The sequence below is a fragment of the Pseudomonas sp. Tof1 genome (assembly GCF_055390395.1).
The window spans coordinates 4,432,416-4,458,001 of sequence record NZ_AP024344.1; the positions used below are offsets into that span (position 1 = coordinate 4,432,416).

General features: G+C 57.0%; 16 protein-coding genes and 1 pseudogene. 6 read left to right on the plus strand and 11 right to left on the minus strand.

Going from position 1 to position 25,586, the window contains the following annotated elements; genetic code table 11:
• Positions 1-156: 156 nt before the first annotated feature.
• Positions 157-351 (minus strand): DUF7740 domain-containing protein, encoded by a 195-nt coding sequence (locus ACZ5KU_RS19785; protein ID WP_416769541.1) that lies wholly within the window; start codon positions 349-351, stop codon positions 157-159.
• A gap of 382 nt (positions 352-733) precedes the next feature.
• Between ACZ5KU_RS19785 and ACZ5KU_RS19790 the strand changes: the two genes are divergently transcribed.
• A complete protein-coding gene (locus ACZ5KU_RS19790; RefSeq protein WP_464737427.1) occupies positions 734-1,354 on the plus strand; it encodes a 3'-5' exonuclease in 621 nt (206 codons plus the stop codon).
• Positions 1,355-1,439: 85 nt separating this feature from the next.
• On the opposite strand, the pseudogene tnpC reads toward ACZ5KU_RS19790, so the two are convergent.
• The 8 genes and pseudogenes from tnpC to ACZ5KU_RS19830 form a co-directional block, all read right to left on the minus strand.
• Positions 1,440-2,031 (minus strand): annotated as a pseudogene (tnpC, locus tag ACZ5KU_RS19795) (IS66 family transposase); the annotation flags it as partial.
• Between the two features lie 619 nt (positions 2,032-2,650).
• On the minus strand, positions 2,651-3,058 hold the full coding sequence (locus ACZ5KU_RS19800) for a lysozyme inhibitor LprI family protein (protein WP_464736087.1): 408 nt from the start codon (positions 3,056-3,058) through the stop codon (positions 2,651-2,653).
• Between the two features lie 104 nt (positions 3,059-3,162).
• Entirely contained in the window at positions 3,163-4,629 is a 1,467-nt protein-coding gene (locus tag ACZ5KU_RS19805) for a TolC family protein (RefSeq protein WP_464736088.1), read from the minus strand.
• Positions 4,630-4,664: 35 nt separating this feature from the next.
• Complete coding sequence (locus ACZ5KU_RS19810) at positions 4,665-5,492, minus strand: sulfotransferase family protein (RefSeq protein ID WP_464736089.1); 828 nt, start codon at positions 5,490-5,492, stop codon at positions 4,665-4,667.
• Between the two features lie 130 nt (positions 5,493-5,622).
• On the minus strand, positions 5,623-11,730 hold the full coding sequence (locus ACZ5KU_RS19815; RefSeq protein WP_464736090.1) for a beta strand repeat-containing protein: 6,108 nt from the start codon (positions 11,728-11,730) through the stop codon (positions 5,623-5,625).
• A gap of 29 nt (positions 11,731-11,759) precedes the next feature.
• On the minus strand, positions 11,760-12,257 hold the full coding sequence (locus ACZ5KU_RS19820) for a hypothetical protein (RefSeq protein ID WP_464736091.1): 498 nt from the start codon (positions 12,255-12,257) through the stop codon (positions 11,760-11,762).
• A 114-nt stretch (positions 12,258-12,371) separates the two neighbouring features.
• Complete coding sequence (locus tag ACZ5KU_RS19825) at positions 12,372-13,793, minus strand: HlyD family type I secretion periplasmic adaptor subunit (RefSeq protein ID WP_464736092.1); 1,422 nt, start codon at positions 13,791-13,793, stop codon at positions 12,372-12,374.
• Positions 13,780-15,933, minus strand: coding sequence for a type I secretion system permease/ATPase (locus ACZ5KU_RS19830; protein ID WP_464736093.1), 2,154 nt, complete (start codon positions 15,931-15,933; stop codon positions 13,780-13,782). Before ACZ5KU_RS19830 ends, ACZ5KU_RS19825 begins: the two co-directional genes overlap by 14 nt.
• 530 nt (positions 15,934-16,463) lie before the next feature.
• Here ACZ5KU_RS19830 and ACZ5KU_RS19835 point away from each other — a divergent pair.
• Positions 16,464-16,907, plus strand: a complete 444-nt coding sequence (locus ACZ5KU_RS19835; RefSeq protein ID WP_464736094.1) for a hypothetical protein — start codon at positions 16,464-16,466, stop codon at positions 16,905-16,907.
• A 654-nt stretch (positions 16,908-17,561) separates the two neighbouring features.
• Here the strand turns inward: ACZ5KU_RS19835 and ACZ5KU_RS19840 are convergent.
• Together ACZ5KU_RS19840 and ACZ5KU_RS19845 are read right to left on the minus strand one after the other, a co-directional pair.
• Positions 17,562-18,032: a GIY-YIG nuclease family protein gene (locus ACZ5KU_RS19840; protein WP_464736095.1), complete on the minus strand. Its 471-nt coding sequence runs from the start codon at positions 18,030-18,032 to the stop codon at positions 17,562-17,564.
• Between the two features lie 405 nt (positions 18,033-18,437).
• A complete protein-coding gene (locus tag ACZ5KU_RS19845; protein ID WP_464736096.1) occupies positions 18,438-20,243 on the minus strand; it encodes an NACHT domain-containing protein in 1,806 nt (601 codons plus the stop codon).
• Between the two features lie 798 nt (positions 20,244-21,041).
• Between ACZ5KU_RS19845 and fae the strand changes: the two genes are divergently transcribed.
• The 4 genes from fae (at position 21,042) to ACZ5KU_RS19865 (ending at position 25,569) form a co-directional block, all read left to right on the plus strand.
• Positions 21,042-21,554, plus strand: coding sequence for a formaldehyde-activating enzyme (gene fae, locus ACZ5KU_RS19850; protein ID WP_464736097.1), 513 nt, complete (start codon positions 21,042-21,044; stop codon positions 21,552-21,554).
• 9 nt (positions 21,555-21,563) lie between these two features.
• On the plus strand, positions 21,564-22,598 hold the full coding sequence (locus ACZ5KU_RS19855) for an aldo/keto reductase (protein WP_464736098.1): 1,035 nt from the start codon (positions 21,564-21,566) through the stop codon (positions 22,596-22,598).
• Positions 22,595-24,034 (plus strand): NAD-dependent succinate-semialdehyde dehydrogenase, encoded by a 1,440-nt coding sequence (locus ACZ5KU_RS19860; protein ID WP_464736099.1) that lies wholly within the window; start codon positions 22,595-22,597, stop codon positions 24,032-24,034. The genes ACZ5KU_RS19855 and ACZ5KU_RS19860 overlap by 4 nt, the downstream gene beginning before the upstream one ends.
• A 170-nt stretch (positions 24,035-24,204) precedes the next feature.
• Positions 24,205-25,569 (plus strand): MFS transporter, encoded by a 1,365-nt coding sequence (locus tag ACZ5KU_RS19865; protein ID WP_464736100.1) that lies wholly within the window; start codon positions 24,205-24,207, stop codon positions 25,567-25,569.
• Positions 25,570-25,586 lie beyond the last annotated feature (17 nt).

Below are 25,586 nucleotides of genomic sequence, written 5' to 3' on the forward strand. Positions count from 1 at the left end.
TCGTTTTTGCAGGTAGTGCGCCCACCCTACCCGCCTGTCCTTGAAATGCTCAATTTGCCCCTAGAGGAGCGACTCTCTTCGAGCGCCTGGCACCTGACATCAAGCTGCATGAAGGACCGGACGTGCGCCCGGAAGCCGGTGTTCATGCAGGCGTTTTCAATCCTCGAGGTTTTCGGCCAGGAAAGCGATCAGTTCCATGGGACTGCGGCTGTTGATCACATTGTAGATCGGGTCACGTTTGGACCGGGGCAGCTTCTTCACGCAGCTCTTGGCTGAGGCCCGCACGGCTTCGTCCGTACCATGGATACGGGCGGCCAGGAGCAGAATCAGGACAGCGTCGGAGAGGTTCATGAAGTCAGTGGCTCGCAGAATCTGAACGTGAATGTATCGGCGGGAGGAGCCGTTTCTGCAGGCGCATGCTGGGACAAGGCCCCATTGGCCTGAGTGGAGTCGCACTGTTCGTTATTTTCACTTGCCACTCACGCGTGGGCGATGGCGACTGGCTGATACGGTGCATCAGGTTCACCGACATCGTCTGTAAGAAAAGTCTGCGGCTACCCTGCTGAGCCGTAGCGGAGCGAAACGTTGTCAGTCTGCCCAGGATATACGCTCACCTATGCAGCACTCTCAGGATGAGCCATCCGGTGGACAATGCGCATTGGCATCGGATAATTTTCCCGACGGCCAACAAGGTGTTGGGTATTTTTCATCAATCCAAAAAATAGAGCTGACCATGGTACCTGTTCGTAAGCCCCAGCATTTAGGTGCGCTAAGGGAGGTTTTACACCCCCATGATTACCTACTCTGCGTCGACCTTGAGGCTACGTGCGATGAGGAAGCCAAGCCGGGAGAGCCTCCACGCCGACTGCTCGTGCATCGTGAGGATATGGAAACGATTGAGATTGGCTTGGTTGTGATCGACCTCTCATCGCTCCAGGTGGTCGACCACTTTCAGAGCTTTGTCCGGCCCACCCTGCACCCGGTACTTACCGACTTCTGCCGAAAGCTAACCACGATCAAGCAAAGCGATGTTGATGCTGCTCCTGGCTATGCCAGGGTTGCTCAGATGCTTGATGCTTTCCTAGAGGCCTACCCCAATTCAATGTGGTGTTCGTGGGGTGATTACGACTACAAACAGCTTCAGAAAGATGCCGAACGTTTACGGTGCAAACCGATGCTGGACGGTATGCTTCACACCAATTTGAAGAAATGGCACTGGAAAGTTTTCGAGTGCCGCGCGATGGGTCTGCAGCCTGCCGTGGAGATGCTAGGGCTCGAATGGGAAGGCACCTACCACCGCGGCATCGATGATGCCCGCAACGTGGCAAATGTGGCCATTCACCTGCTTAGCTGACCATGGTCAAAATGCATAGGGGCCCCGTTATCAACAGGGTGCCAGCACCGATTTGCTGACGATCGAGCGATGAGCCAGTCTGCGACAGCGCTTGTTCGGCCAACTGGCTTTTATTCGCCACATGCAGGTCGAAAAATTTACGCCGGGCGTGGGCCATGCAACCGATTTCGGTGATGCCTTGCTCGAAGCCGGCGTTGTAACCCGCGAAGTCATCGCACACCAACTTGCCGTTCCAGGTGCCCAGGATGTTGCGCGCATGTTCGCCGGCACGGCTGGGGCTGAAGTCGTAGGCCACCGCTTTCAATGCGCAGCATGGTGCCGTGCAGTAGGCCCAGACATACGCACGATGCGTTTTTTTCGACTGCCGCCAACATCTGCACCGGAGTTTCATCGGCATGGATGACCTGCCGGGCCAACACGGACTCGCGCACTACATCTACCAGCGGTTGCAGTTGTACGCCGGTTTGGCCCACCAACTGAGCCAGCGTCGAGCGCGGGATCGCCAAACCGGCACGGCCGAAGATCTTTTCCTGCCGGTACAGCGGAAGATGGTCGGCGAATTTGGCCACCATCACGTGAGCCAACAAGCCGTCGGTGGGTGTGCCCTTGTCGATCACCTGTGCCGGTACCGGCGCTTGAATCAGAGTTTCGCATTGGCGGCAGGCCCACTTGCCACGATCGACATCGCTCGTGCGACCGGCCGACACCGATAGAAGTGGTGACTGGCTCACTGGTATCAACGGGATTTGAACGAATGCAAGCCGACGTTGGGTACGACCAGCAGTGCTTACCCTGGCGAACAGGCGTCAGTCCGGGCCGATTGAGCATTACGCACACGAGAAGCAGCAACAGCGTAAGGCAATGCAAGAGGTTTCTTACATGCTTCCCGGAGCCCCCACGGCAGCGATATCTCAAGTTTCATACAAACACCCCACTGCGGAAAAAGCTTGTTGCAGAGCGTTTTTTGACAGACCTGTACCGGGGTAATCATTGTGCTGGGCGCGTACTGCTGAGCTTGTCAGCAGCATGCCAATGAACCAGGAATCTGAGGGCTAATCGGTGCCGTCGCCGCATGTGCCCTCAGGTCGCGATGCTATCCGTGTTGCGGCTCATGGACGTCTGCGACAGACGCGCTCCTTGATTTCGCGTGTCATCTTGAACGGAAACCCTTCGCCTTCGGGCGTTGGGTTCTCCACCCCTTATCACTCAGCAAGAGCGCAACGCCCGATTTCCCTCTCGAGCCTTTTCTGGTCCGTGTGCTCCGCTGCCTGGTCTGCATCACGACTAAATGGGCTCTCAACCGCCCCTGGGTAGATGGCTGAAAAAACCAATTCGTTTTTTCGTTTCCTCAATCGCACACTCGTTAGAGAACACGTTCACCATCATGTTGTTCCCTCCCTGAAGCCCACCCACATAGCGGCAGTGCTCGTCCCTGAAGGTCTTCCAAGCAGTCTGCGCCCTGATCAACTGCCCCTTGGTCTTTCTCGTATCCCAGTTATCTGTTTCAGGCAGCTCATCAAGGGCAGCCTCGTAGCTCGATTGCAGCTGTTGTTCCAGTATCTTGAGCTTCTCTCCCGAGCACTGTGCCACGCCTAGCGTAGTGTTCAGCGAGCATGTCTGGTCATCTGCAAACACGCTCAGACAACTGCCAATACCGAGCATGCTAAAAACCAATACAGCTCTCACTTTCACGAACACGCTCATCCCAAACCTCCCCCCTCTAAGATGCCTTGATATCCAGCAACGCGCACCGTTCCGATAACGGGGTGTATTGCACTACACCGACTGGGTAGATCAGTTTCATCCGACTATGGGTAGATACTCTTCAGGTCCAGGTTACCCAGACTCGATGCGAGCTGAGTGCGTGCGTTCTGCCAGCCGGCCAGGGCACTGATCTGTTGCTGTTGAGCGTTGGCCAAAGCCGTCTGGGTGGTGATGACTTCGAGAATGCCGGTCACCCCCTTGGCGTAGCGTGCCTGCGCCGCGTCGAAGGATTGCCTGGCACTCTCCAGCACCTGCTGACTGGTGCGCACGTTTTCGGTATCGACTTTCAGGGTCTGGTAATCCGTCCAGACGCTGGAGGCCACCTGCAGTTCGGCATCGTTCAGGGCCGCCTCCTTGCTCTCGGTCTGGGCTTGTGCACCGCGGACCTGGTAGGTCCGGGTGAAGCCCTCGAACAGAGGGATGTTCACCTGCAGGGAAACCGATCGATCCCGCACCGTCTCCCCCGTGAACTGCTGGCCGGCACCGGAGCTTTGGGGCTGGTTGTCGTAGCTGTATTTGCCGACGAAGCTGATCGTCGGCCGCCCCTGGGCACGGACCACCTGTTCGTTGGCCTGGGCTGCGGCCAGTTCGGCACGAGCGGCAATCAGTGAGGGGTGTCGTTGCTGGGCGGTCTTGAGCAGGTCCTCGACGGACTCTTCAAACGCCAGGTCCGGTGGGGCTACGCCCTCCTCTCCGAGCAGATGCAGGGCTAGATTAGGACGCCTTCCCATGTCGATCGCCACCTGCCCCAGCGCGCTTCTCCAGTCGCCTTCGGCTTTGTTGCGATTGAAGGTGGCCTGGTAATAGGAGGTCTGGGCTTGCAACTGGTCGCTGATCGCTGCCACCCCATGGCGAACGCGCAAGGCGGCAGCATCCAGCACCTGCTTGGCATCGGCTTCGATCTGCCGGGTCGCCTGTCGGTCCTTCTGCGCCACCAGGGCGGCGTAGTAGTCCTTCACGGTGCTGGCGAAGACCGTCTGCAGGGCATTGTCCTGCTCGGCCAGCGCCGAGGCGAGTTTGCTCTGGGCGTAGTCGACGCCTGCCGATCGGGCACCGAAGTCGTACAGCACCCAGTTCAAGGTCATGACGGCGTTCTGGAAATGGCTGTTGGACTGGATCACGAATGGATTGGACGAGGTGCCGTGGCTGGTCGAGCTGTCTTTGGCCTCCTGTAGCGTGCTGCTCAGGGTCGGCAGGTAGGCGGCCTTGGATACGCCCACCTGTGCGGTTTGTACCTTGACGTTGGCCCAGGCCTCGCGGGTCTTGGGGTTGTGGCACAGCGCACCGGAGACGATGTCCAGCAGGCTCAGGTCGACCCTGGAATTGTCCGTGCAGCCATCCACCTCGGGTGCTGAATCGAACATGTGGTTGGCGGCGGTGGCCGGCACATCATTGAACTGGCGCAGCGGATCGGAAGGTCCGAATCCCCAAGCCGCTGCCGGCCCCATTCCGATCACCAGCGCGAAGGTCACGCTCTGAGTGAACGACATCGCCTTACGAGTTTTCAGCATGCTTTGCGCACTCATCCTGGCCCTTCACTTCCTACTCAGATGATCGTCACGCCACGCGTGTTGAGTTCGGTATGGTTCCAGAAGCTGGTCGTCGCGTAGCGAGCAAAAAGATCTGGCGGAATGCAGAGTGGACGGGCCTGATACTCGACAGTTTTACGCACGGCGTGCAGGCCAGGCATCCCCAGTTGGGCATCGTATTCCGGCTCGTCGTACACCACGTTCTGCAGGTCATGTTCGAACCAGGGCTGCCCCAATTCGGCGTAAAGCCGCTCGAGGGTGCGCTGCGGCTCTTTGACCAGGTGATCGTATGGGACCAGGATCAGGCGCTTGGCCTGCTCGCCGAACCAGGCTTCGCGCAGATTGCTCCAGGCCAGGCCGATTAGGCCGGTGTCGGAGTTCATCAGGGTTTCGGCCCGGGCATAGACAGACGCGCCCGGCTGGAAGTTGAACATGCGCGACAGTTGCAGGGGATTCTTGGCGAGCATGCGCTCGATGCTGTCGATGATCCAGCCGACCTCGCGGACGCAGCAGATGATCCGTGACTGGGGGTACAGGGCTCCCCATAGCGCCGCCCGCCCCGTCCAGGTGCGGTTGGTGTCGAAGAGCACCCTGTCATCGGGCATGTCGGAAATCTGCTCGGTGTAGTAGGACTCGACGACCGCGCGCAGGATCGTTGCGCGTTTATGGTCATCGAAAAAGCCACCGAACTCACCGCCGCACATCTTGGCATGCGCGGCCCCCACCAGTGCGGCAACCGGACTGGTAATGGCGGCAGAAAATCGTGGGTTCTGGCGCAGCAAGGCCGACAAGAGCGTCGACCCCGAGCGCGGCAAACCCGATATCGCGTGAAACTGAGTAGCCAAAGGGCACTCCTTAGGCGTTTTCGACTTCGGAACAGCACGCCGAAATCACCGTACGCTGACAGGCGACACCCCTGGCGGCTGATCGCCGTCAGGGGTATCGATCGGTTGATGGAAGGACGTGGTCGGGCAATCAAGCCGCGTGAGAAGACGCGCTCAGTGTCACCTTCTGGTCTGCCAACGAAGGCGGCAACAACGTGGTGTCAGCCACCCCACCGTCAGCACCAAACGTGGACATCGCCTGAATCAGCTGGCTCACGCCGCTGCCGCCCACTGGCGAGGTGTTGGCGCTGCCGCCATAGAGCGACCCGATACCCGCCAAGTCGGTCTGATCCAACGTACGGTTGCTGGCGGTGAGCTGGTAGTTCATCACCGAGTTCTGGTCAGCGTTGTCCGCCAGGCCCAGGGCGTGACCGATTTCATGTAGCAGCACTTGGGAAAGCGTGGCGTCGGTGCCGGCATAGGTCTGTTGCCCATCGGCGCCGGTGGTCAGTGTGTCCTGCGCCGTGTCTTCAACTCGAATGATGGTGCTCGACTCCAACTGGCCGGCTTTGGCCTGATAGCTGGTGTAGCCAACCACACCGGTGTTGGCGCTATCGAAATCGCCAAAGCCGATCCGGATATCAGACTGCGCGGAGTCGGTCACCTCTTCGAACGTAACGCCTGGCATCGCACTGGCCCAGGCGCCAAAGGCCGCCTGCACAACAGACGCCTCAGCACTGCCCATGTAGCCAGAGAACGGAGCAGCCTGGGTTCCGGGGCTGTCCGCCAGGCTCCAGGTGATGACCTGCTGGTCCCACTTGGCGCCTTCCAAGACGGCAGAGCCGGAGCCTGCGGTGGGCGTCAACGCTGCAATGCTGGCTGCCTGGTGCTGGGCCGCCTCCGCCGATTGCGCGGCGGAGAAATTACCGTGGCTCAGGTCGTATTGCGCGATAGAACCAATGTCGGCCCCAACACGAGAGGACACCAGGGACTGCGTACCGGCAAAACCGTATCCGCCCCCCTCATCCCCACCACCGTAGCTGCCCGGCAGGTCCTCCCCGGGGCCGCTACCGGTGTAGCCGTAACCACCAATGATGTCGCCCGAACCGTCAGCGCCGGAGTAGACGGTGTCGGTTTCAACACCGCTGCCGCTCCAGTTGTAAACGACAGAGGTGCCATCAGCGCGGTCATCGATGATGCGGTCATTGATGCCGGTCGCGGAGAAATTATCCTTGTTGCCCTGGACGACCATCGTGCTGTTATCGCCCAGAAGGGTGATCTGATCCGATGACCCTTGTATCACGTTCCCCGAGCCATTGATCGATACGGCTTTCCCGAAGCTGACGGTAAGGGTGTTGTTGCTACCGGACAGCACATTGGAGGAACCGTCGAGCGTGATGTTGCTGTTGTTCGCGGAGATCGCGTTGTTGTTGCCTGTGACAACATCCGTGGCATTGCTATACCGGTTGCTGATGGTCAGGCTCTGCCCATTGGCCGAAATCGCGTCACCCGACCCCGTGATAACAGACCCATCACCCAGGACGCTGATGTTATTGTCGCTGGCCGAGATACTGTCCGAGCCGCTGGCCGTGATGTCGTTACCATAGCCTACGACGTTGACCGCTGCGCTTGTATCGAGAAAGACTTGGTCGCCTTTGGCATTGATAGTATCGGTGCTGTACTCACTGCCCCCCGTGGTCCCAATGTGGATAAGATCCCCAGTGCTGGCATTGATGGTGTTGTCGCCCCAACCATCGCTGATCAACGCGACATCGCTGCCCAGTGTAATGCCATGGCCATAGCCATTGAGATTGACTGAGCTGCCATCTCCGAAGCTGAAGAAATCGTAGTAACCGACCACATTCTCGTTTGTGCCAGTCATGGATACAGCGGCATGGCTAGCCGACAGGGTTTCGTTCGAGCCCACCAAGGTCACGGCACTGTTATCGGCCGACACCGTGTTGCCGTCACCCGTGATGACGTCGCTGGCACCACCACCGGCATTGGAGATAGACAAACTTTCGCCACTAGCGGTGATCGCGTCACCCGCACCGGTGATTGCATCGCCACCGCCCACCAGGTCCAGCGTGTCGTTACTGGCGATGATGTTGTCGCTACCGTTGGCAGTGACGGTGTTGCCACTGCCCACAACGTTGAGGGATGAACCGCTGGCCAGACTGATGTTCTGGTTATCATCCACGTAAAGCTTATTGGTGAAGTAGTAGTCAGAGTTAACTGTTGCCCCAATAGACAGCGTGTCGTCCGAGGTAGCGTAAATCGTGTTGAAACCGTCACCAACGCTGCTCAGGCTCGAGCCTGCTCCCAAGGAGATCGTGTCGCCGTAGCTCGTCACCGATGCCGTGGTGTTAGGACCGAAAGTGACCGAGTTGTAGTTACCTGAGACGGTTTCGTCCGTACCGGTCAGCGACAAGGTGTCAAAAGTGCCCGTGACCGACTCACCAGCACCCGCAAGGGTTACGGCACTGTGGTCGGCCGACAGGGTGTCGTTGTCGCCAGTGACGACGTCACTTGCAGCGCCATTGTTCGAAATCCACAAGCTGTCGCCGCTGGCGGAGATTGCATCACCACCACCGGTGATGGAGTCGTTGCTACCCAAAATGTTCAGCGTGTCGTTGCTGGCTGTTACAACATCCCCACCATCCACTGCCAGGGTATTGCCGCTACCCACCACATTGACCGAGGCGCCGGTACCCAGCGTGATGCTCTGGTTATCATTGGCGTACAGCGTATCGTTGAAGTAGTAACTCGAGTTCGCCACTGCATTCAACAGCACGGTGGAATCGGAAGCTGCGTAAATGGAGTTGAAACCGCTGCCGGAACTGACCAGGCTAGAACCGGCACCCAAGGTCACCGTCGCCCCGTAGGTATTGAGAGACGCGCTATCCCCCTCCCCGATGCTCAACGAGTCGTAGTTACCCGATAGGTTATCACCCGATCCCTCCAAGGTGAGCACGCTGTTATTGGCCGAAATGGAGTTGCTATCCCCCACGACAATATCGCTCGCGCCACCAGCTCCCATCGTAATACTCAGGCTGTCATTACTGGCGTTGATGGTGTCGCCTGCACCCGAAATTGAATCGCCCGAGCCCAGGAACGTGAATGTGTCGTTGCTGCCGTACACTGAATCACCGCCGGCACCCGTGATCGTATTTCCTGCCCCGACAATATTGACGTAGACGCCGCCGTCCAACGTTATGTTCTGGTTGTTGGAAACGTTCAGCGTATCGGTGTAGTAAGAGTCATAGCCGATGGTGACCTTGTCGTCAGAGGTCGCGGTGATGGTGTTGGAACCGTCACCATCACTGGTCAGTGTCGCACCGGCGCCCAGGCTGATTGAAGCGCCGTAGGTATGCAAGACAGCCGATGCAGCGTCGTCCAGCGTGATGGTCTCAAAGTTGCCAAAGACAGACTCGCCGGTACCAGAGAGTTCAACGGTGTCGCCGCTCCCAGTGACAGACTCACCCGATCCCTGCAAGCTCAACACACTGCTGTTGGCCGAAATGGAGTTGTTGTCACCGATCACAACGTCTGCGGCACCACTGGCTCCCCCGGAAATGAACAGCGAGTCGTTAATGGCCGCAATCGTGTCACCGGAGCCGGTCACCGAGTCGCCTGAGCCGAGGAACGTGAACGTATCACCGCTACCCGAAATGGTGTCACCGCCGGCACCTGTGAGCGCGTTGCCCGTCCCGACCAGGTTGAGGTAAACACCACCGTCCAATGCGATGTTCTGGTTATTGGAAACGATCAGCGTGTCGGTGTAGTAGGAGTCGTTGCCGATGGTGAGCTTGTCGTCAGCGGTGGCAGTGATGGTGTTGGAACCGTCACCATCACTGGTCAGTGTCGCACCGGCGCCCAGGCTGATTGAAGCACCGTAGGTATGCAAGACAGCCGATGCAGCGTCGTCCAGCGTGATGGTCTCAAAGTTGCCAAAGACAGACTCGCCGGTACCAGAGAGTTCAACGGTGTCGCCGCTCCCAGTGACAGACTCACCCGATCCCTGCAAGCTCAACACACTGCTGTTGGCCGAAATGGAGTTGTTGTCACCGATCACAACGTCTGCGGCACCACTGGCTCCCCCGGAAATGAACAGCGAGTCGTTAATGGCAGCAATCGTGTCACCGGAGCCGGTCACCGAGTCGCCTGAGCCGAGGAACGTGAACGTATCACCGCTACCCGAAATAGTGTCACCGCCGGCGCCTGTCAGCGCGTTGCCCGTCCCCACCAGGTTGAGGTAAACACCACCGTCCAACGCGATGTTCTGGTTATTGGAAACGATCAGCGTGTCGGTGTAGTAGGAGTCGTTGCCGATGGTGAGCTTGTCGTCAGCGGTGGCAGTGATGGTGTTGGAACCGTCGCCATCACTGATCAGGGTCACACCATCGCCCAAGGTGATCGAAGCCCCGTAGGTGTTCAGCGTGGCAGAGCCACCATCATCCAGGTGGATGGTATCGAAGTTTCCTGACACGGATTCGTTGCTGCCAGAAAACTCCAGGGTATTGCTGCCCCCAATGATGGACTCACCGGAACCATCCAGGGTCAGCACACTGCCGTTGGCCGAAATGGAGTTGTTGTCTCCGATGAGCACATCGCTCGCTACACCGGTTCCCGTAGAGAGAGTCAGGCTAGCGTTACTGGCGTTGATGGTATTGCCAGCGCCTGTGATCAAATCGCCTGAGCCCAGCAGGGTTAAAGTGTCGTTGCTCCCTGCGAAGTAATCGGCACTACCGCTGATGGTAGCACTGACCCCCTGCCCCAATGAAAAGGTACTGCCGCTTGCGCTAATGGCTTCCCCGATATCGCTGTCAGCAATATTGACTGTGCCAGCTCCGGCCAAGGAGAGCACATCATTGTCTGATCCTGATGCCAGTGTAATCGTATCGTTCGCACCGGCCCCGACTGAGTCTTCGCTACCGGCGATAGTGGCCTTGGCCCCTTGCGCAACATCAACAGAACTGTCGCTGAGGTTTGCCGTTGCAGAACCACTCTCGACTTTCAGGGTGCTCCCATTGCCCAACGTGACATCTTCATCGGCACCCTGGGTGGTGACTTGGTTGTTATCACCACCGATGATCTTGACGTTGTCGCCATCAATGGCAACACCGTTGCCTGTTCCCATGGCCACAGAGCCACCAGTGGCGTGAACTTCAATATCGTCGTCTGCACTAGCGAGGATCACCTCGCCGTTTTTCATCATGGTCAGGACATCCCAATCCGAATCGTTTGACAGACTGACTTTCGAGTCTGAGCCGGCGGTTATGTCGTTATGAGAGCCATTGACATTGGCTGATGTGTCATCGGCGATCGATAAATTTGCGCCAGAAAGATTAACGTTGGCATTATTTCCTGCCACATTCTCACTAACAGAACCATTGCTATCTTGAGTACCCGAAGTGGAGTTCAGCACCGAGCCAGTATTGCTGTCTGTGACTGTGCTATCAAACGTGCAAGAGCTACCGTCGGGGTTATAACTGATCGTGGTCGTAGTCGTGGCTGCCGTACCACCCACATTGCTCTTCTCCGTTACGACTTCAGATAATAACGTATCCCGATCAGCGTCTGTGTACGTCTGTATATCTTGACCAATTACAGTACCGTTATCATCCTTGATACTTGTGGTCACCGTTAGACCATCTTCACTCACTGATGAATTTTCCTGCCCAGCCGAAGAACCCTGCATCTGCGACGAGATCATCTGGGAAGAAATCCCGAGATTTTCTGGCGTATAATCAGCATTTATAATTTTGGTCGTTTGATCAACAGTCGTATTGTGACGCAGGTATGAGTAATCGAGAAAATTCGTTAAAATATCGATACCGGAATTCTGCAAAGGAACTGTCACACTCGTGTATAAATCGTGACCCGGCAGATAGTTTCTAGCCAAGCTCCCTTCATCGTATCCGGCATACCACTTATTCAGATTCTTATACATAATCTGAATTTGTGCATCGGATTCATTTATGGCCTGTTCCGCCGATAGGCTTGACAAAGGATTATCAGGATTGGCAATTACAAAATTATTCCAAAGTGGTTCCCATGAGGGTGGCTGAAACTGAAAAAGCCCCGTAGCAGAGTGACCATCCGTGTGCATATGCTCACCAAGCGATGACTCTGAAAATGCAATCAGAACGGCCGACTGGATGACAATTGCTGGCTCTCCGGCCTGGATACCCGCAGCTATAATTTGATTGGCTACGTCCAGTTGATTAGCGTTCAAGCCCGACATGCTATTTGCCATGCTACACTCCTTGCACCTATAAGAATTAATCAGTTATCAACCTTTAATCCAACATTGATCTCGCCGGCCTCCAGTCGAGTACCATCAACGTAAATCTCATAGGTCATTTTTCCAACAGCACATGAACTCGTTAAATGCGCAGGCCGACCAGAACCGTCAACAAAATCGTCTGGAAATTTCGCCTTGGGTGAAGACCCCGAATTATCAGAGAACTTCTCCGCAGTATATGTATAGAGAGTACGCTTAACGACATACTTTAGACGATAGGGGGGATGCGCACTTATTTTATCCCATGCAGAAAAATCAAATTTACTGCAAACGCTCGTCACCCACAGAGGATTATTGTCACCTGGGGAAGAATCAGCGCAGGCCTCATGAGAAGTGAAAACTGCCAAGATCAATAGCGCTTTCCAGCAGCCTCGCAGAGAGCCTGCAGGCCGCCTCATGACTTTCATTAGACGACCTTCATGCGCACCATAAAAAAACTCATCCTCATTGCTGCTCAGGGACGGCGCTGGCTTTATCACTACTTCATCTCCTATACCGCTCTTAAACCCCCCATCTCTTCCCGGAAAAGTTTAAAAGCAAAACCCCCATTAATAAAAAAACTCACTCTGAGGAACCGTCAGATAGAATGAGTTTTATCGTTCTCTCAGTGCCTCGCTTTCGTACCTCAACAGCGGTGTCAGCAGGTATTCGATAATCCGCCGTTGCTCGGTCTTGATCTCCACCGAACTGGTCATCCCCGGCTCCAACGGAATGCTCTTGCCGTCAGCGAGAATTTGGTGCGCACCGAGTTCGATTCGGGCTGGATAAACTAGTCCCAGCTTGTCGTCCTTCACCGAGTCTTGCGAAATCGACATGACCCTGCCGGCGATCGTCCCGTAGTGGGTGTACGGAAAGGCGTCCAGCTTGATCTCGGCCTCCTGCCCCGGCCGGACAAAACCAATGTCCCGGTTGAGAATCTGCGCATCGACTTCCAGCCCAACGTCGTCCGGAACGATCACCAGCAAGGCCTGGGCAGGTGTCACCACCCCACCGATGGTGTGCACCGCCAGCTCCTGGACGGTACCGCTCACGGGAGCGGTCAGGTGGGTTTGGCCCTGGCGTTGCCGGGACTTGGTTTCATCGCCTTGGTCCTGGCCCAACTGCTGTTGCGCCTGATTGAGCAGGTCGAGTTGTTCACGACGAAACTGGGCGATCGCCGTATCGATATCGTCGCGTTGTTCCTGGATGGTGGCTTGCAGCTCCTTGGCATAGCTCTGCTGCGCGGCCAGTTCCTGCTCCTGCTGGATGCGCGCCTGCATCTTTTCCAGGTACGCGTGCCGTGGCACATAGCTTTGCTGCAGCAGGGTCTTGTAGTCCTCCTCCTCCGCACGGGTCATGGGCAAGGTCTGCTGCAGGCCGCTGATCTTGTGCTGAGTGGTCTGCAGCTCCTGCAGGCGCTTTTGCAGTTCCGAACGCAGGCCCGTGAGCTTGCTGCGCTGTTCGTAGAAGGCACTTTCGGCAAAGCGCTGGGTATCACGCTGGCGGTCTTCGCTCGCATCCTGCACCGCCTCGACCACCGGCGCCCGGTTGGTCGTTTGGGTATCCAGCAAGGCCTGGGCACGATTGATCACCAGCATCGCGTCGATTCGAGCCGTTCTGGACTTGCTGACATCGGCGGTGGCCTCAGTCGGGTCCAGGTCGATCAGCGCCTGGCCCTGGGTCACGTGCTGACCATTGTCGACCATGATCGCCTTGACGATTCCCGCCTCCAGCGGCTGGATGGTCTTGCTGTTGCCATTGGGCACGACCTTGCCCTCGGCCACCGCCACCACATCCAGCTTGCCGACGATGGACCAGATCAGGGCGATCGCGAACAGCAGCATCAACATCCACATCAAGCCACGTCCTATGGGCGATGCGGGGGTTTCGAGCACCTCCAGTGCTGCGGGCAGAAATTCGACCTCATCGCGCCTTCGCTGCACACTGCTGCCCTGGGCCTTCTCTGCTTCGAGGGCCGCACGGGCAATGTCGCGGTAATGCCGCAACCGGGGGAACAAGCGATCAAGCAGCGACATGGAGATGCCCCGTCTGGTGGCGCCACAGCGAGGCATAGCGGCCGTTCTGTTCGAGCAGTTCCTCGTGGCTGCCCTCTTCGACGATGGCGCCCTTCTCGACGGTGATGATGCGCTGAGCGATCCTGACGGCAGACAGGCGGTGGGCGATGATGAACACCGTGCGCCCCTTGCAGATCTTGTGCATGTTGCCGTGGATGATGGATTCGGACTCGGCGTCCAGCGCGGAGGTGGCCTCATCGAAGATCAGGATCTTCGGTTGGGTCGCCAGGGCCCGGGCAATTGCGATGCGTTGCCGTTGCCCACCGGACAGGCCTGTACCCCGCTCTCCCAGTTCAGTGTCGTAGCCCTGGGGCAGTTCCAGGATGAAATCGTGAGCGCCGGCCAACTCCGCAGCTTCGACCACCTGCTCGAAGGCCATGCCGGGCGAAGCGAAAGCGATGTTGTCGCGCACCGTGCCCTTGAACAGCATGTTCTCCTGCAGGACCACGCCGATCTGCCGGCGCAGTGACGCAGGATCGAGCACGGACAGGTCCATGCCATCGATCAGCACCCGTCCGCGCTCAGGTGAGTAAAGGCGCTGTATCAACTTGGTCAGGGTGCTTTTGCCTGAGCCGGAGGGACCAACGATACCGATCACGCTGCCGGCCTGGGCCGTCAGCGAGAGGCCACGCAGGATCTCGGGGCCATCGGCGCGATAGCGAAACACCACGCGGTCGAAGACCACCTCACCTTTCACCGGTGGCATCGAGGCTTGCCCGGCAGATGCGCCGGACTCGGCCTTGTTGTCCAGAATATCGCCCAGCCGGGCCATGGACAGCCGTACCTGCTGGAAGTCCTGCCACAGTTGTGCCAGGCGCAGGATGGGGCCACTGACGCGGCCGGAGAGCATGTTGAAGGCGATCAGCTCACCCACCGACAGATCGCCCCCGATCACCAGTCGAGCCCCGAACCACAGCAATGCCGCCGTGGTGAGCTTGCTGATCAGGGAGGCCACCTGGTTGGCCGAGCTGGAGAGGTTGGAGGCCTTGAAGGCGCTGGAGACATAGGCCGCCAGTTGCTCCTCCCAGCGCCGTTGCATCAGAGGTTCGACAGCCATCGACTTGAGGGTTTCGATACCGGTTACGGACTCGACCAGAAACGACTGGTTTTCCGAGCTGCGACGGAATTTCTCATCGAGCCGCGCCTTGAGCACCGGCGTCACCAGCACCGACAAGGCGACGTAGCACGGCAGCGAGACGAACACGATCAGGGTCAGCCACGGCGAATAGGTCAGCATCACCGCGAAGAACACCAAGGTGAAGAACAGGTCCATCGCCACCGTCAGCGCATTGCCGGTGAGGAAGTTGCGGATGTTTTCCAGTTCGCGTACCCGCGCCACGCTGTCGCCCACACGCCTGGCCTGGAAGTAGGCCAGTGGCAGGCCCAGCAGATGGTTGAACAGGCGAGCCCCCAGCTCAACGTCGACCCGGTTGGTCGTGTGGCTGAAGACGTAGGTACGCAGGCCGCCCAGCAACGCTTCGAACACCGAGATGGTGACCAGGCCGAACACCAGGACATCCAGGGTCGACATCGACTTGTGCACCAGCACCTTGTCGATGACCACCTGCATGAACAGCGGTGAGACCAGTCCAAACAATTGCAGGAAGAACGACCCGGTCAGCACTTCCAGAAACTGCTTGCGGTACTTGACGATCGAGGGAATGAACCACGACAGGTCGAACTTCCCACCGCCTTGCGCCAGCACCGCACGCGAGGTGATGAGGATCAAACGACCGGACCAGACTTTTTCGAAGTCACTCATGCTGATCTGGAAGGTCCGCTGCTGCACTTCGTCGTGCAGCAGGACCTGCTCGTTTGCGCATTTGGCCAGCACCAGAAAGCGGCCATCCCCCATCTCGACAATCGCTGGCAACGGTGTCTGTGCGAGGCGACTGATCTGGGTATGGGTGGCACGGGCCTTGAGGTCGATCTGTCGAGCCAGGCGCACCAGGGTCAGGGTGTCGACCGGCTTGGAGAGCCCGGACAGGTGCCGCAGACGTTCAGCGCTGACCGCCACACCCGAAAGTTGGGCAATGACCACAAGCGAGGCAATGCCGCTGTCGCCCTGGGTGATTTCAGCGGGATGGGGAGCCCTGTCCATTGATGCGCTTCCTGACACAAAAAATCCCTAGGTCAGCATGCCTGCCTGACTTCGTAACTGACTCGATACTTAACAACGCTTCAAGGGTTCTGACTGAGGGCAACCGTTAAATTAAAGGCTGAACAAAGCCCTCTTCCCCCGGTTTTAATCAGGCTTTGGAGTGTTATCAAAACGCCATATTTCTATCAGGCGGCACGGGGCTTTTCCTGCGAATTTTCTCGCAAGAACAGTTTTTAACATTTCCATTCAGCCGCGGTTCAGCATGAGATAATTAGATGAAACTTCAGGAGCTACTACATAAATTGGAATAGTTTTTGCTAAATACGAACAATGAAATTTTCCAAATTTGGAAGATGAAATTTTTTTCATCTTTCGATAGCGCCGGCAGTCTGTGCATCCCCCACAAACCTGCCGCCGACCGACAGGTAAAATCGCTTGAGGGCGACATCGCGGCAACGCCCTACCGCTGTCGTCCGCCTTGCCGCACACTACCCACTCACCCGCCGCAGGATGGAGTCGCCACGATGCGAATGACCGCAGACACCCGGGCACCCGAAATTCAGAGACTTGAGCATCTGCTGGAGGGGATGAATTACACCGTCTGGGTAGGCATCTACGGCCCCTTTGACGCCGATCGCTCACTCGAGGAGCAGCTATGCCACTCGGTCAGCCAACACAGTGTCGTGGGCAGAGTGACACCCGTGTCTGCCATTGATGTGCGCAGCGAGGTACTGGAGCACCTGCTGCACTCGGGAGATGGCGGCTATGGGCCGGTGGATCTACCGGGTAAGCGCTTGGAGATCATCCGTTTGGCCGAGGCACTGCTCAGCCGTGTGCGCCTGGACCAGGCCGACACCCTCAGCTCGTTCTGGCTCGCCGAAGGTCATCCGGCTTACCCGGTGTGGTGGGATTTTGCCTTCGACATTCACGCTGACGGGCAGCGATGGATTCTGATGGGCAGTGCCAGTGACTGAGGAGCGCGAAACGTAGCGTCTTGCCTTGATTACGGCCTGTTTCTGCACACAAACACAGCAGCAGCCGACAGATTGGGCAATTGCACTCCACTCGACCACCCGTTTGCATTGCCGCTGACCGGTCATTTGCATTCGACTTGACCAGCTGTTTGCATCGGATCTGATCAGCGCAAACGGAGCATCTTGAGCGGCAGCTGTCGACCTATAACGATGAAACAAGTGGCGTTGCGTAGCAACGTCCGGCGCCGAAGGCGCGAACTTGATTGGCATGTTATGCATTTTTTCTGCTCGACGTAAGCATTACAAGCTGGCCTGCATATGCTGCTTTAGAAACTTTTGAAATGAAGTTGGGGCCAACGCCCTCAGCAAGAAATTCTATTTCTTGAAAGTCTTCGCCTACGACGGTGGCTCGCAATAATTCTGTGATTCCTGAAGAGAGCGCAAGCCAGCTTGTGGCGACATGTGATTGACTGCAAGAGATGCAGCGCAAAAAATAACTGCCATGCTGAACGAAAGCCCTTATATCTGAAGACGTGCAAAACTCACACTTTAATTTAATACATTGCTCAGACATTGAAAATTCCCTGTAGTGCATAGCACGAAATTAAGAGGTACACTGAAAGCGCTTCCCGGCGAGCGTACTTGAATGCCTTGCTATGCATTCCTTCGCCGAGTAAGCGGGAAGACAAATGGCTTTTCTTGAATTAAATTTATTTCGTTTAGCTTGTACTTTAACCTAATATCACTACAATTAAATTGTCGAATTAGATCCTCCACCTCAATATTACTTAACTCGTAACTCCAAGGCTGAATTATAGAGCCGCCCCTGACTTTATCGAAGCCATACTTTCTCCCCATGGCTACGGTGATAGTATTTTCAACCTCTGTAACCCAGAAACAATCGCCAATCGTTCTAAAAGCCGCATGCAAATGAGTTGCTTTTCTTTTTCCCGTGAGGCCTCTCTCCATATATTTGAAAGCGCCCTTTTTCTTTAATGTAGAGTAAGGGCTTTTCTTACCATGGCTTCGCAGCCTTGATCTCAACCCCTTAGCTGTGCCCACGTACCATGAGTTCAGTTCAAGCTTCAAAATATAGATATACCAGTTTCTAATTTCTTCACTCATTTTGCCGGAATCAAATTGTGCATAACGATTAAGCTAATTTATCTGAGACACTACTCGATTCGCACTGAGCGTGTCTATTGCAAGTGGGTTACGCCACACGGTAGGAATAGGTCTGCTGAGGTCGAAGCGTCTTATGCAGGCGTCTACCGGAGCGAAGAGTAGCCCAAAACGTCCGCTCTTGGCCGAAAACGGTCGTTTGTGAGTGGCAGCGGCCCATAGCAGCCGTTCGTGACCGTCCGAGAGATACATTGAAGGACCGGGACTGCCGTTTCCGTTCATTCGCAACCCCTACCTACCCGGTACCGCGTTGCCACGTAAATTTCGGACCGGAAGCTGAGCACGCAGTTGGCTTGGTTATAACATTTTTCCCTTGAACAGCCCCAAGCCAAGTCGCGGCAACACAAGTCAGAATTCTCTTCTTCCGCCTAGCAAATCAAATAGCCCCTTGGCATGCCCAGAGTGCTTCTCCTTGAGCTTAACGTACAACTCAAATGCTGCTTTAAGATAAGAAATACCATAAGGGGTGTTCGAGTCACGAAGCAGCCTGAAGACGTCCGAGTCAAATTTAATATCACGAACCTTTATATGAAAATCACGATCTCGACAACCAAAACCGTCACGAACTTTACTCTCGAGCGTCTTGTAAACCTCAAGAGGTGGAAAATCCCAACTACCGCAAATCCTATTTGCCGTACTAACTATACCATGAGCAACCCTATTACCACTTGACTTATCATTGACATGAAAAAACGCCATCCCCCTACTATCTAACATCATAAAATCATACGTCTGGCAAATGTACTCATAGTGATGAGCCGGTGTAATTTCCGAGTCCACCCCAAGAGCATTGAAAGTTTTCTCCAAATAAGGAATTAGCAAACCTCTTTCGACCACCGCAGAGTTTTGCTCATACGACAAGGCAACAATTTTTTCATCCCCTGACGGATCCCAATAACGACTCAACAACTCAGCCTGCACGCCAGGCTCCTCTCTAACGATGTAAAGAGAAACAAAATATTCCTGAAAAGACCTATGAGAATAAGCAACCTGCAACCCATCCTCAACTAACAAACACGTAGAACCCAACAGATCTTTCAAAAAATCATTACGATCAAAATCAAGCTTTAAATCGAGATTCTTCTTACTTCCCTCAATATAATCCAAACAATCAACTCTAGACATCCTAAAGAGCCGCTTGTCATAGGTAATCAACGAGAACAGCGAAAACACCTTGGAGAAATCAAGAATATCTAAATCGGTTGCTCTTTCCCTTGAATACGCCCCTTTGGCAGCATCGTGCCTCTGAAAGAGCGCCTCATACGCCTGACTATAAAAAAGGCTTAACTTTCTTGGAACATCCGCATTCTGATTATATGTAAGTAGCATAATAGAAAGGAGCAAGGGATTTGACAAAAATGACTTATGCTCCTCATACAGTCTTTCATCCAACTCCTTCAAGAACCTTCTCTTCACCTCCTCATCCACTGGCAATTTATCAACCAATGAAGCAGCCGTCCCCTTACTCAAGGGCTCAACACAAAAAACACTGAACTGATTCCAGCCTTTAAAAATTTCATCCGGCCTCGAGGAAGTTATAACCGGGCACCCGGAGAACCTTGAAGAAATCTCCTTGATATAACCACCAACCTCTCGACGACGCCCCTCAACAAGCTCATCAAAACCATCAAACAAAAAACAAAACTTCCCAGCCTTCATTGACCTGGAGACAATTTCACCCTCTACATCAAACCCCCCATTCTCCAGGACATAAAATATATGTTCCTCTAACGTTCGCGGGGAGTCATTTAAATCTCTCAGCTCAATGAAAACCGGTACGTACTGCCCCACCTTAATACAATCAAGGAAAATGTGACGCATAAAGATAGATTTACCACACCCACCAGTACCGATAACGACTACGCGTTCACTCGAACTTATGCATTGCAAAAACCCCGGGCCTTCAAGAGAAGTCCCCCCGCAAGAAATATCTAACGGGGCATAATAATCATAAAAGCCTGTCGGCTTATCCGAAACAAAAAAAGACTTCACCTTAGAAAGTTTGCTACGCGCATTCAGTATATACCTTTCGTAGGCTTGAAAAGTTTTTACTCTTTTATTTTCGTCGAATGCCTTATACATCCCCTTGCCAAAATTAAACAAGTCATCAAACCGAGAATTCAAAATCTCCACAGCAACTTCCGTTTCACTCACAGCAGACTCTCCTCTCAGCCCGAAATAATATCATTTTGAGATCACTCTAATGATAGAAGCATATTTCACCCTTTATGCACAAGAACAAGACTCTTCATTTACATATGAAAGCCTATGCCCCCTACCTAGCCGGTTCGGCGTTGCGACTGGACCGGTTCCAACGGCAGTTCACGATTGTCTGTACGGGAACGCTGAGCTCGCCGGAGGACGAACCGCACGTGGGTTTCAATCAAGTGTCGGGGGGAGTACGTCGTGGGGTATTGCGGCTTGCTTGAGGAGGCGATTGCGTTGTGCATGTCGCGCTTCTATGAGCTGCATGCGTACCCTACTCTGCTGCTGTTCGCTCGTACCGGCTGCTGGTCGCTTTTGCGGTTTGAATTTCGGGTGCTTTGGTGCCTGCGCCAGTGCATTGCCGAGACCAGAACCTTCATCCATAAGGATTTCCTTACCCAATGGGGCGATGTCCGTCCCCCCTACGGTGAGCAGCGTTGGGGGTTTTCGCGCGCAGCACACATCGCATTGTGCTGGGCTCCAGTCGCGACAACGCAATCAGGGTTATTACCTGCCCTCATACCCCTGTGATTACTTCTAGATACTCCCCGCTGTTACCCGTCTGATAAAAATCCTCGCGACTGGCCACCGCCAGCACCGCTCGCCCAACAACAACAAAGAGCATCGCGCCCTGCCTGCATTGCAGGCCCCGTTCGCCCTTGTTGCGTGTCGAGCACCTGATTTCGGGCCTCGCGCGGCAAGCGCCGCCGAGGCTTCGTTCATCCCGTGAGTGATCGAGGTTTTGTCATGAAGCAACTTGCCCTGTACATCGGCGAAGGTTTCGAAGGTCCCGGCGTCAATGCCGCGCATATCAACATCATGATGGGACCGCGCAACGGCCCGGCCGGCCAGGCCTTCGCCAACAGCCTGGCGTCCCCCAGCCAGGGCCATTGCCCGTTCATGGTCATCGCCCAGCCGAACATTCCGGTCAAACCCATGACGCTCTACGTCAACAAGGCTGTAATCGACGGAGACCTGCACGCCAACGCCACCTGGGGCGCGTCCCAGGCCGGTATCGCCAAAGCCATCACCGAAGCCCTGCTCGAGGGCACGCTGCCGGCCGAAGCCGAAGACGAATGGGCCATCGTCACCGCCAACTGGGTCAACCCGGCCTGCGATGACCTTGATGCCGTGTACCTGAATAACTACAACGCCTGCCGCACCGCGATCCGCGCCGCCCTCCAGGGGCTGCCGGCACGCTCGCAACTGGCCGACGTGGTCAACCAGATCGCCAACCCTTTCTACACCCCCAAAGCCTGAGGTCGCGCCATGAAATACATCCGTTTGGGCAACTCTGGCCTGCAGGTTTCAAAGCTGTGCCTCGGCACCATGAACATGGGCACGCCCCAGTGGAAGCCATGGATCTTCGACGAGGCGGCCAGCGAGCCGATCGTGCGCTACGCGCTGGACCAGGGGGTCAACTTCATCGATCTGGCCGATTTCTACTCCGCCGGCGTTGGCGAGGAAGTGGTTGGACGCATCCTCAAGCGCCTGGTACGGCGCGACGACGTAGTGGTCACCACCAAGGTCGGCTACGGCACCCGCAGCGGCATCAACGCCAGCGGCCACTCGCGCAAGCACATATTCGAGGGCATCGACGCCTCGCTGCAGCGCGCCGGGATGGATTACTTCGACATCTACATGTTGCACTTCTTCGACGTGAACACACCGGTCGAAGAAACCATGCAAGCACTCAACGACATCGTTCGCGCCGGCAAGGCCCGCTACATCGGAGTCTCGACCATGCTCACCGGACAGTTGGCGAAAATCCTCCTGGCCTGCGAGCGCAACGGCTGGACCAAGCCCATCAACATGCAGTTGCAGCTCAACTGCGCCTACCGTGAAGAAGAACGCGAGATGATCCCGTTCTGCCGCGACCAGGGTCTGGGCGTTTCCGTGTTCAGCCCGCTGGCCCGCGGCCTGCTAACGGGTGATGCGCAGTCAACTCGCAACCAGACCGACTTCTTCACCCAGCAGATGTACAGCGACGAAACCTCGTTCGACATCGCCCGCTCGGTGCAGCGCGTGGCCCAGCGCCACGGCGTGTCCAACGCGCAGGTGGCCCAGGCCTGGGTCCTGCAACACCCAGGCGTGGACAGCATGCTGGTCGGCGCCGACTCCACCGCGCAGTTCGACAGCGCCCTGGCGGCGCTGGAGATGCGCCTTGACGAAGAGGATCTGTACGAGCTGGAACGCAACTATACGCCCTGCGACCTGATCAATGACTACACCGCCGGTAAACGCATCCTGCGGGTCGGCCGGCCGCCGCGTGGCGACTTTGCGATTCAGGAGGCCGTGGCATGAGTACGCTGCTCAAAGCGGGTCACTACATCGACGGTCAATGGCTGACCGGTGGCGCCACCTACCCGGTATACAACCCGGCCACGGGCGAGACACTCGCGCAGGTGCCACGCGGCGGCACCGAGGAAACCGTCGCGGCCATCGCCGCCGCCGATCGCGCCCTGCCTGCCTGGCGCGGCAAGCTGGCCAAGGAAAGGGCGCAGGTCCTGCGCCGCTGGTCCGAACTGATGCTTGAGCAGCGCGACGCCCTCGCCACGCTGCTCAGCCGTGAGCAAGGCAAGCCGCTGGCCGAAGCCAAGGGCGAAGTGGCCTACGCGGCAAGCTTTCTGGAGTGGTTCGCCGAGGAAGGCCGACGCGTATACGGCGACGTCATTCCCACGCCCAAGGCCGATGCCCGGGTGCTGGTCACCAAGGAGCCGATCGGGGTGGTGGCAGCGATCACGCCGTGGAACTTCCCTCTGGCGATGGTCACACGCAAGGTCGGTCCGGCCCTGGCAGCCGGCTGCACACTGATCCTCAAACCCTCCGAGGAAACCCCACTGTCAGCCTTCGCCCTGGCGCTACTGGCCGAGCAGGCCGGTGTGCCAGCGGGTGTGTTCAACATCGTCTCCGGCGATGCACCGGCCATCGGCGGTGCACTGCAGGCCTCGGCGGTGGTGCGCAAGCTGTCGTTCACCGGCTCCACCCACACCGGCAAGCTACTGATGCGCCAGGCCGCCGACACCCTGAAAAAGGTCTCGCTGGAACTGGGTGGCAACGCGCCGTTCATCGTCTTCGACGACGCCGATCTGGACGCCGCCGTGCGCGGGGCCATGGCCTCGAAGTTCCGCAACACCGGGCAGACCTGCGTGTGCGTCAACCGTTTCTACATTCAGGACGGCGTGTACGACGTCTTCACCCGCAAGCTCGCCGAGGCCGTGCAAGCCCTGCGCGTCGGGGATGCACTGCAGGGTGAGACCGAGCAAGGCCCACTGATCAACAGCGCAGCGCTGGCCAAGGTCGAGCAGCACGTAGGCGATGCCCTGGAGCAAGGCGCGCGCCTGCTCTGCGGTGGTCGTCGGCATTCGTTGGGCGGCACCTTCTACGAGCCGACGGTGTTGACCGAGGCCACACCGGACATGCTGATCGCCAGCGAGGAGACTTTCGGTCCGGTGGCGGCGTGCTTTCGCTTCCAGGATGAAGCCCAAGTCCTGCGTCTGGCCAACGACACCCCCTATGGCCTGTCGGCGTACTTCTACAGCCGCGACATCGGCCTTGTCTGGCGCATGACCGAGGGCCTGGAGGCCGGAATCGTCGGGGTCAACGAAGGGATTATCTCCACCGAGGTGGCGCCTTTTGGTGGCATCAAGGAATCGGGCATGGGCCGTGAAGGTTCCCGGTATGGCCTGGAAGATTATCTGGAGATCAAGTACGTGCTCATGGGTGGATTGAACCGCTGAGATTTCGCGCAACGCCATCCCTCCGTGGGAGCGAGTGACCCGCCAAGAGGGCAACGGCGGCCCCGGACAACGGCCCGATCGGTGTTCGGGGCGGCTCTGCCCCCCGGCAAACCCGCTCCCACAGGGATCAACCTTTTCCCTGACCCAAACAATAACAACGAGGTGTCAACATGACGGGACAGACAGTGAAGATCGACGACCTGGCGATCGGACCCTTTCATATCAAGATCGCCGGCCTGACCTTCGGCGCACATTTCACCGACGGTTACATCCTCGGCCTGATCGGCATCGCCTTCACCCTGATCAATCCGCAGATGCAACTGACCCCCTTCTGGCAAGGGCTCATCGGCGCCTCGGCGCTGCTCGGGCTGTTTTTGGGCAGCCTGTTTTTCGGCTGGATCTCCGACCGTTTGGGGCGCCAGAAGATATTCCTGATCAGCTTCGTGCTCATAACCCTGGCCTCGGTGATGCAGTTCTTCGTCGAAAGCGCGATGCAGCTGTTCCTCTGCCGGGTGCTGATCGGGATCGGGCTGGGCGGCGACTTCAGCGTCGGTCACGCCATGCTCGCCGAGTTCTCGCCGCGCAAGCACCGCGGCGTACTGCTGGGCTCGTTCAGCGTGATCTGGACCTTCGGTTATGTCGCCGCCACCTTTGTCGGCACTGCCCTGCTCCCCTTGGGCGACGATGCCTGGCGCTGGATGCTGGCATCCTCGGCCATTCCGGCGGCGATGATCCTCATTGCCCGTATCGGCACACCCGAGTCGCCACGCTGGCTGATGCACCAGGGCCGGGTCGAAGAAGCGCGAGCCATCGTGCGCAAGCACCTGGGCGCCCACGTGATACTCGACGATGAGGTGGCCCAGCCCAGCCATACAGGCTTTGGCACCCTGTTGAGCCGTGAGTACCGTAAGCGCACGGCATTCAACTGCCTGTTCTTTATCTGCATCGTCATGCCCTACTTCGCCATCTACACCTTCCTGCCGGCGATCCTGCAGAAGATGGGGTTGGCTGAAGGCTTCGGCACCGAGATGATGCTCAATGCCCTCCTGATCGTCGGCGCGCTGTTGGGAATCTGGTGCACCATCAAGTTCAGCCGCCGGGGCTTCTTGATCAACAGTTTCCTGATCCTGGCGGCGGCGCTGTTCCTGCTGGTGTTGATGCCCAGCAGCCTGGCCTGGGCGATGGTGGCGCTGTTCGGGCTGTTCACCCTGGTGCTGTCGGCCGTGAGCAACCTGGTCGGAGTGTATCCGGCCGAGAGCTTCCCCACCGAAGTGCGCGCCAGTGGTATCGGCCTGGCGACGGCGGCCAGCCGGCTGGGGTCGGCGATCAGTACCTTCCTGCTACCGGTGAGCGTGGCAGGCATCGGCCTGAATCCGACCATGGCGATCCTCGCCGGGATTCTGCTGTTCGGCGCTCTGGTGTCGATGGCCTGGGCGCCGGAGACCAAGAGCCTGTCGCTGGCCGATGCATGCCGTGGGGATAAGCAGGCTGCTGCGCAGCCCCATCATGGAAAAAGCCCACTGCCACAGGGGTAGTGCTGCCAGCCGGTGGG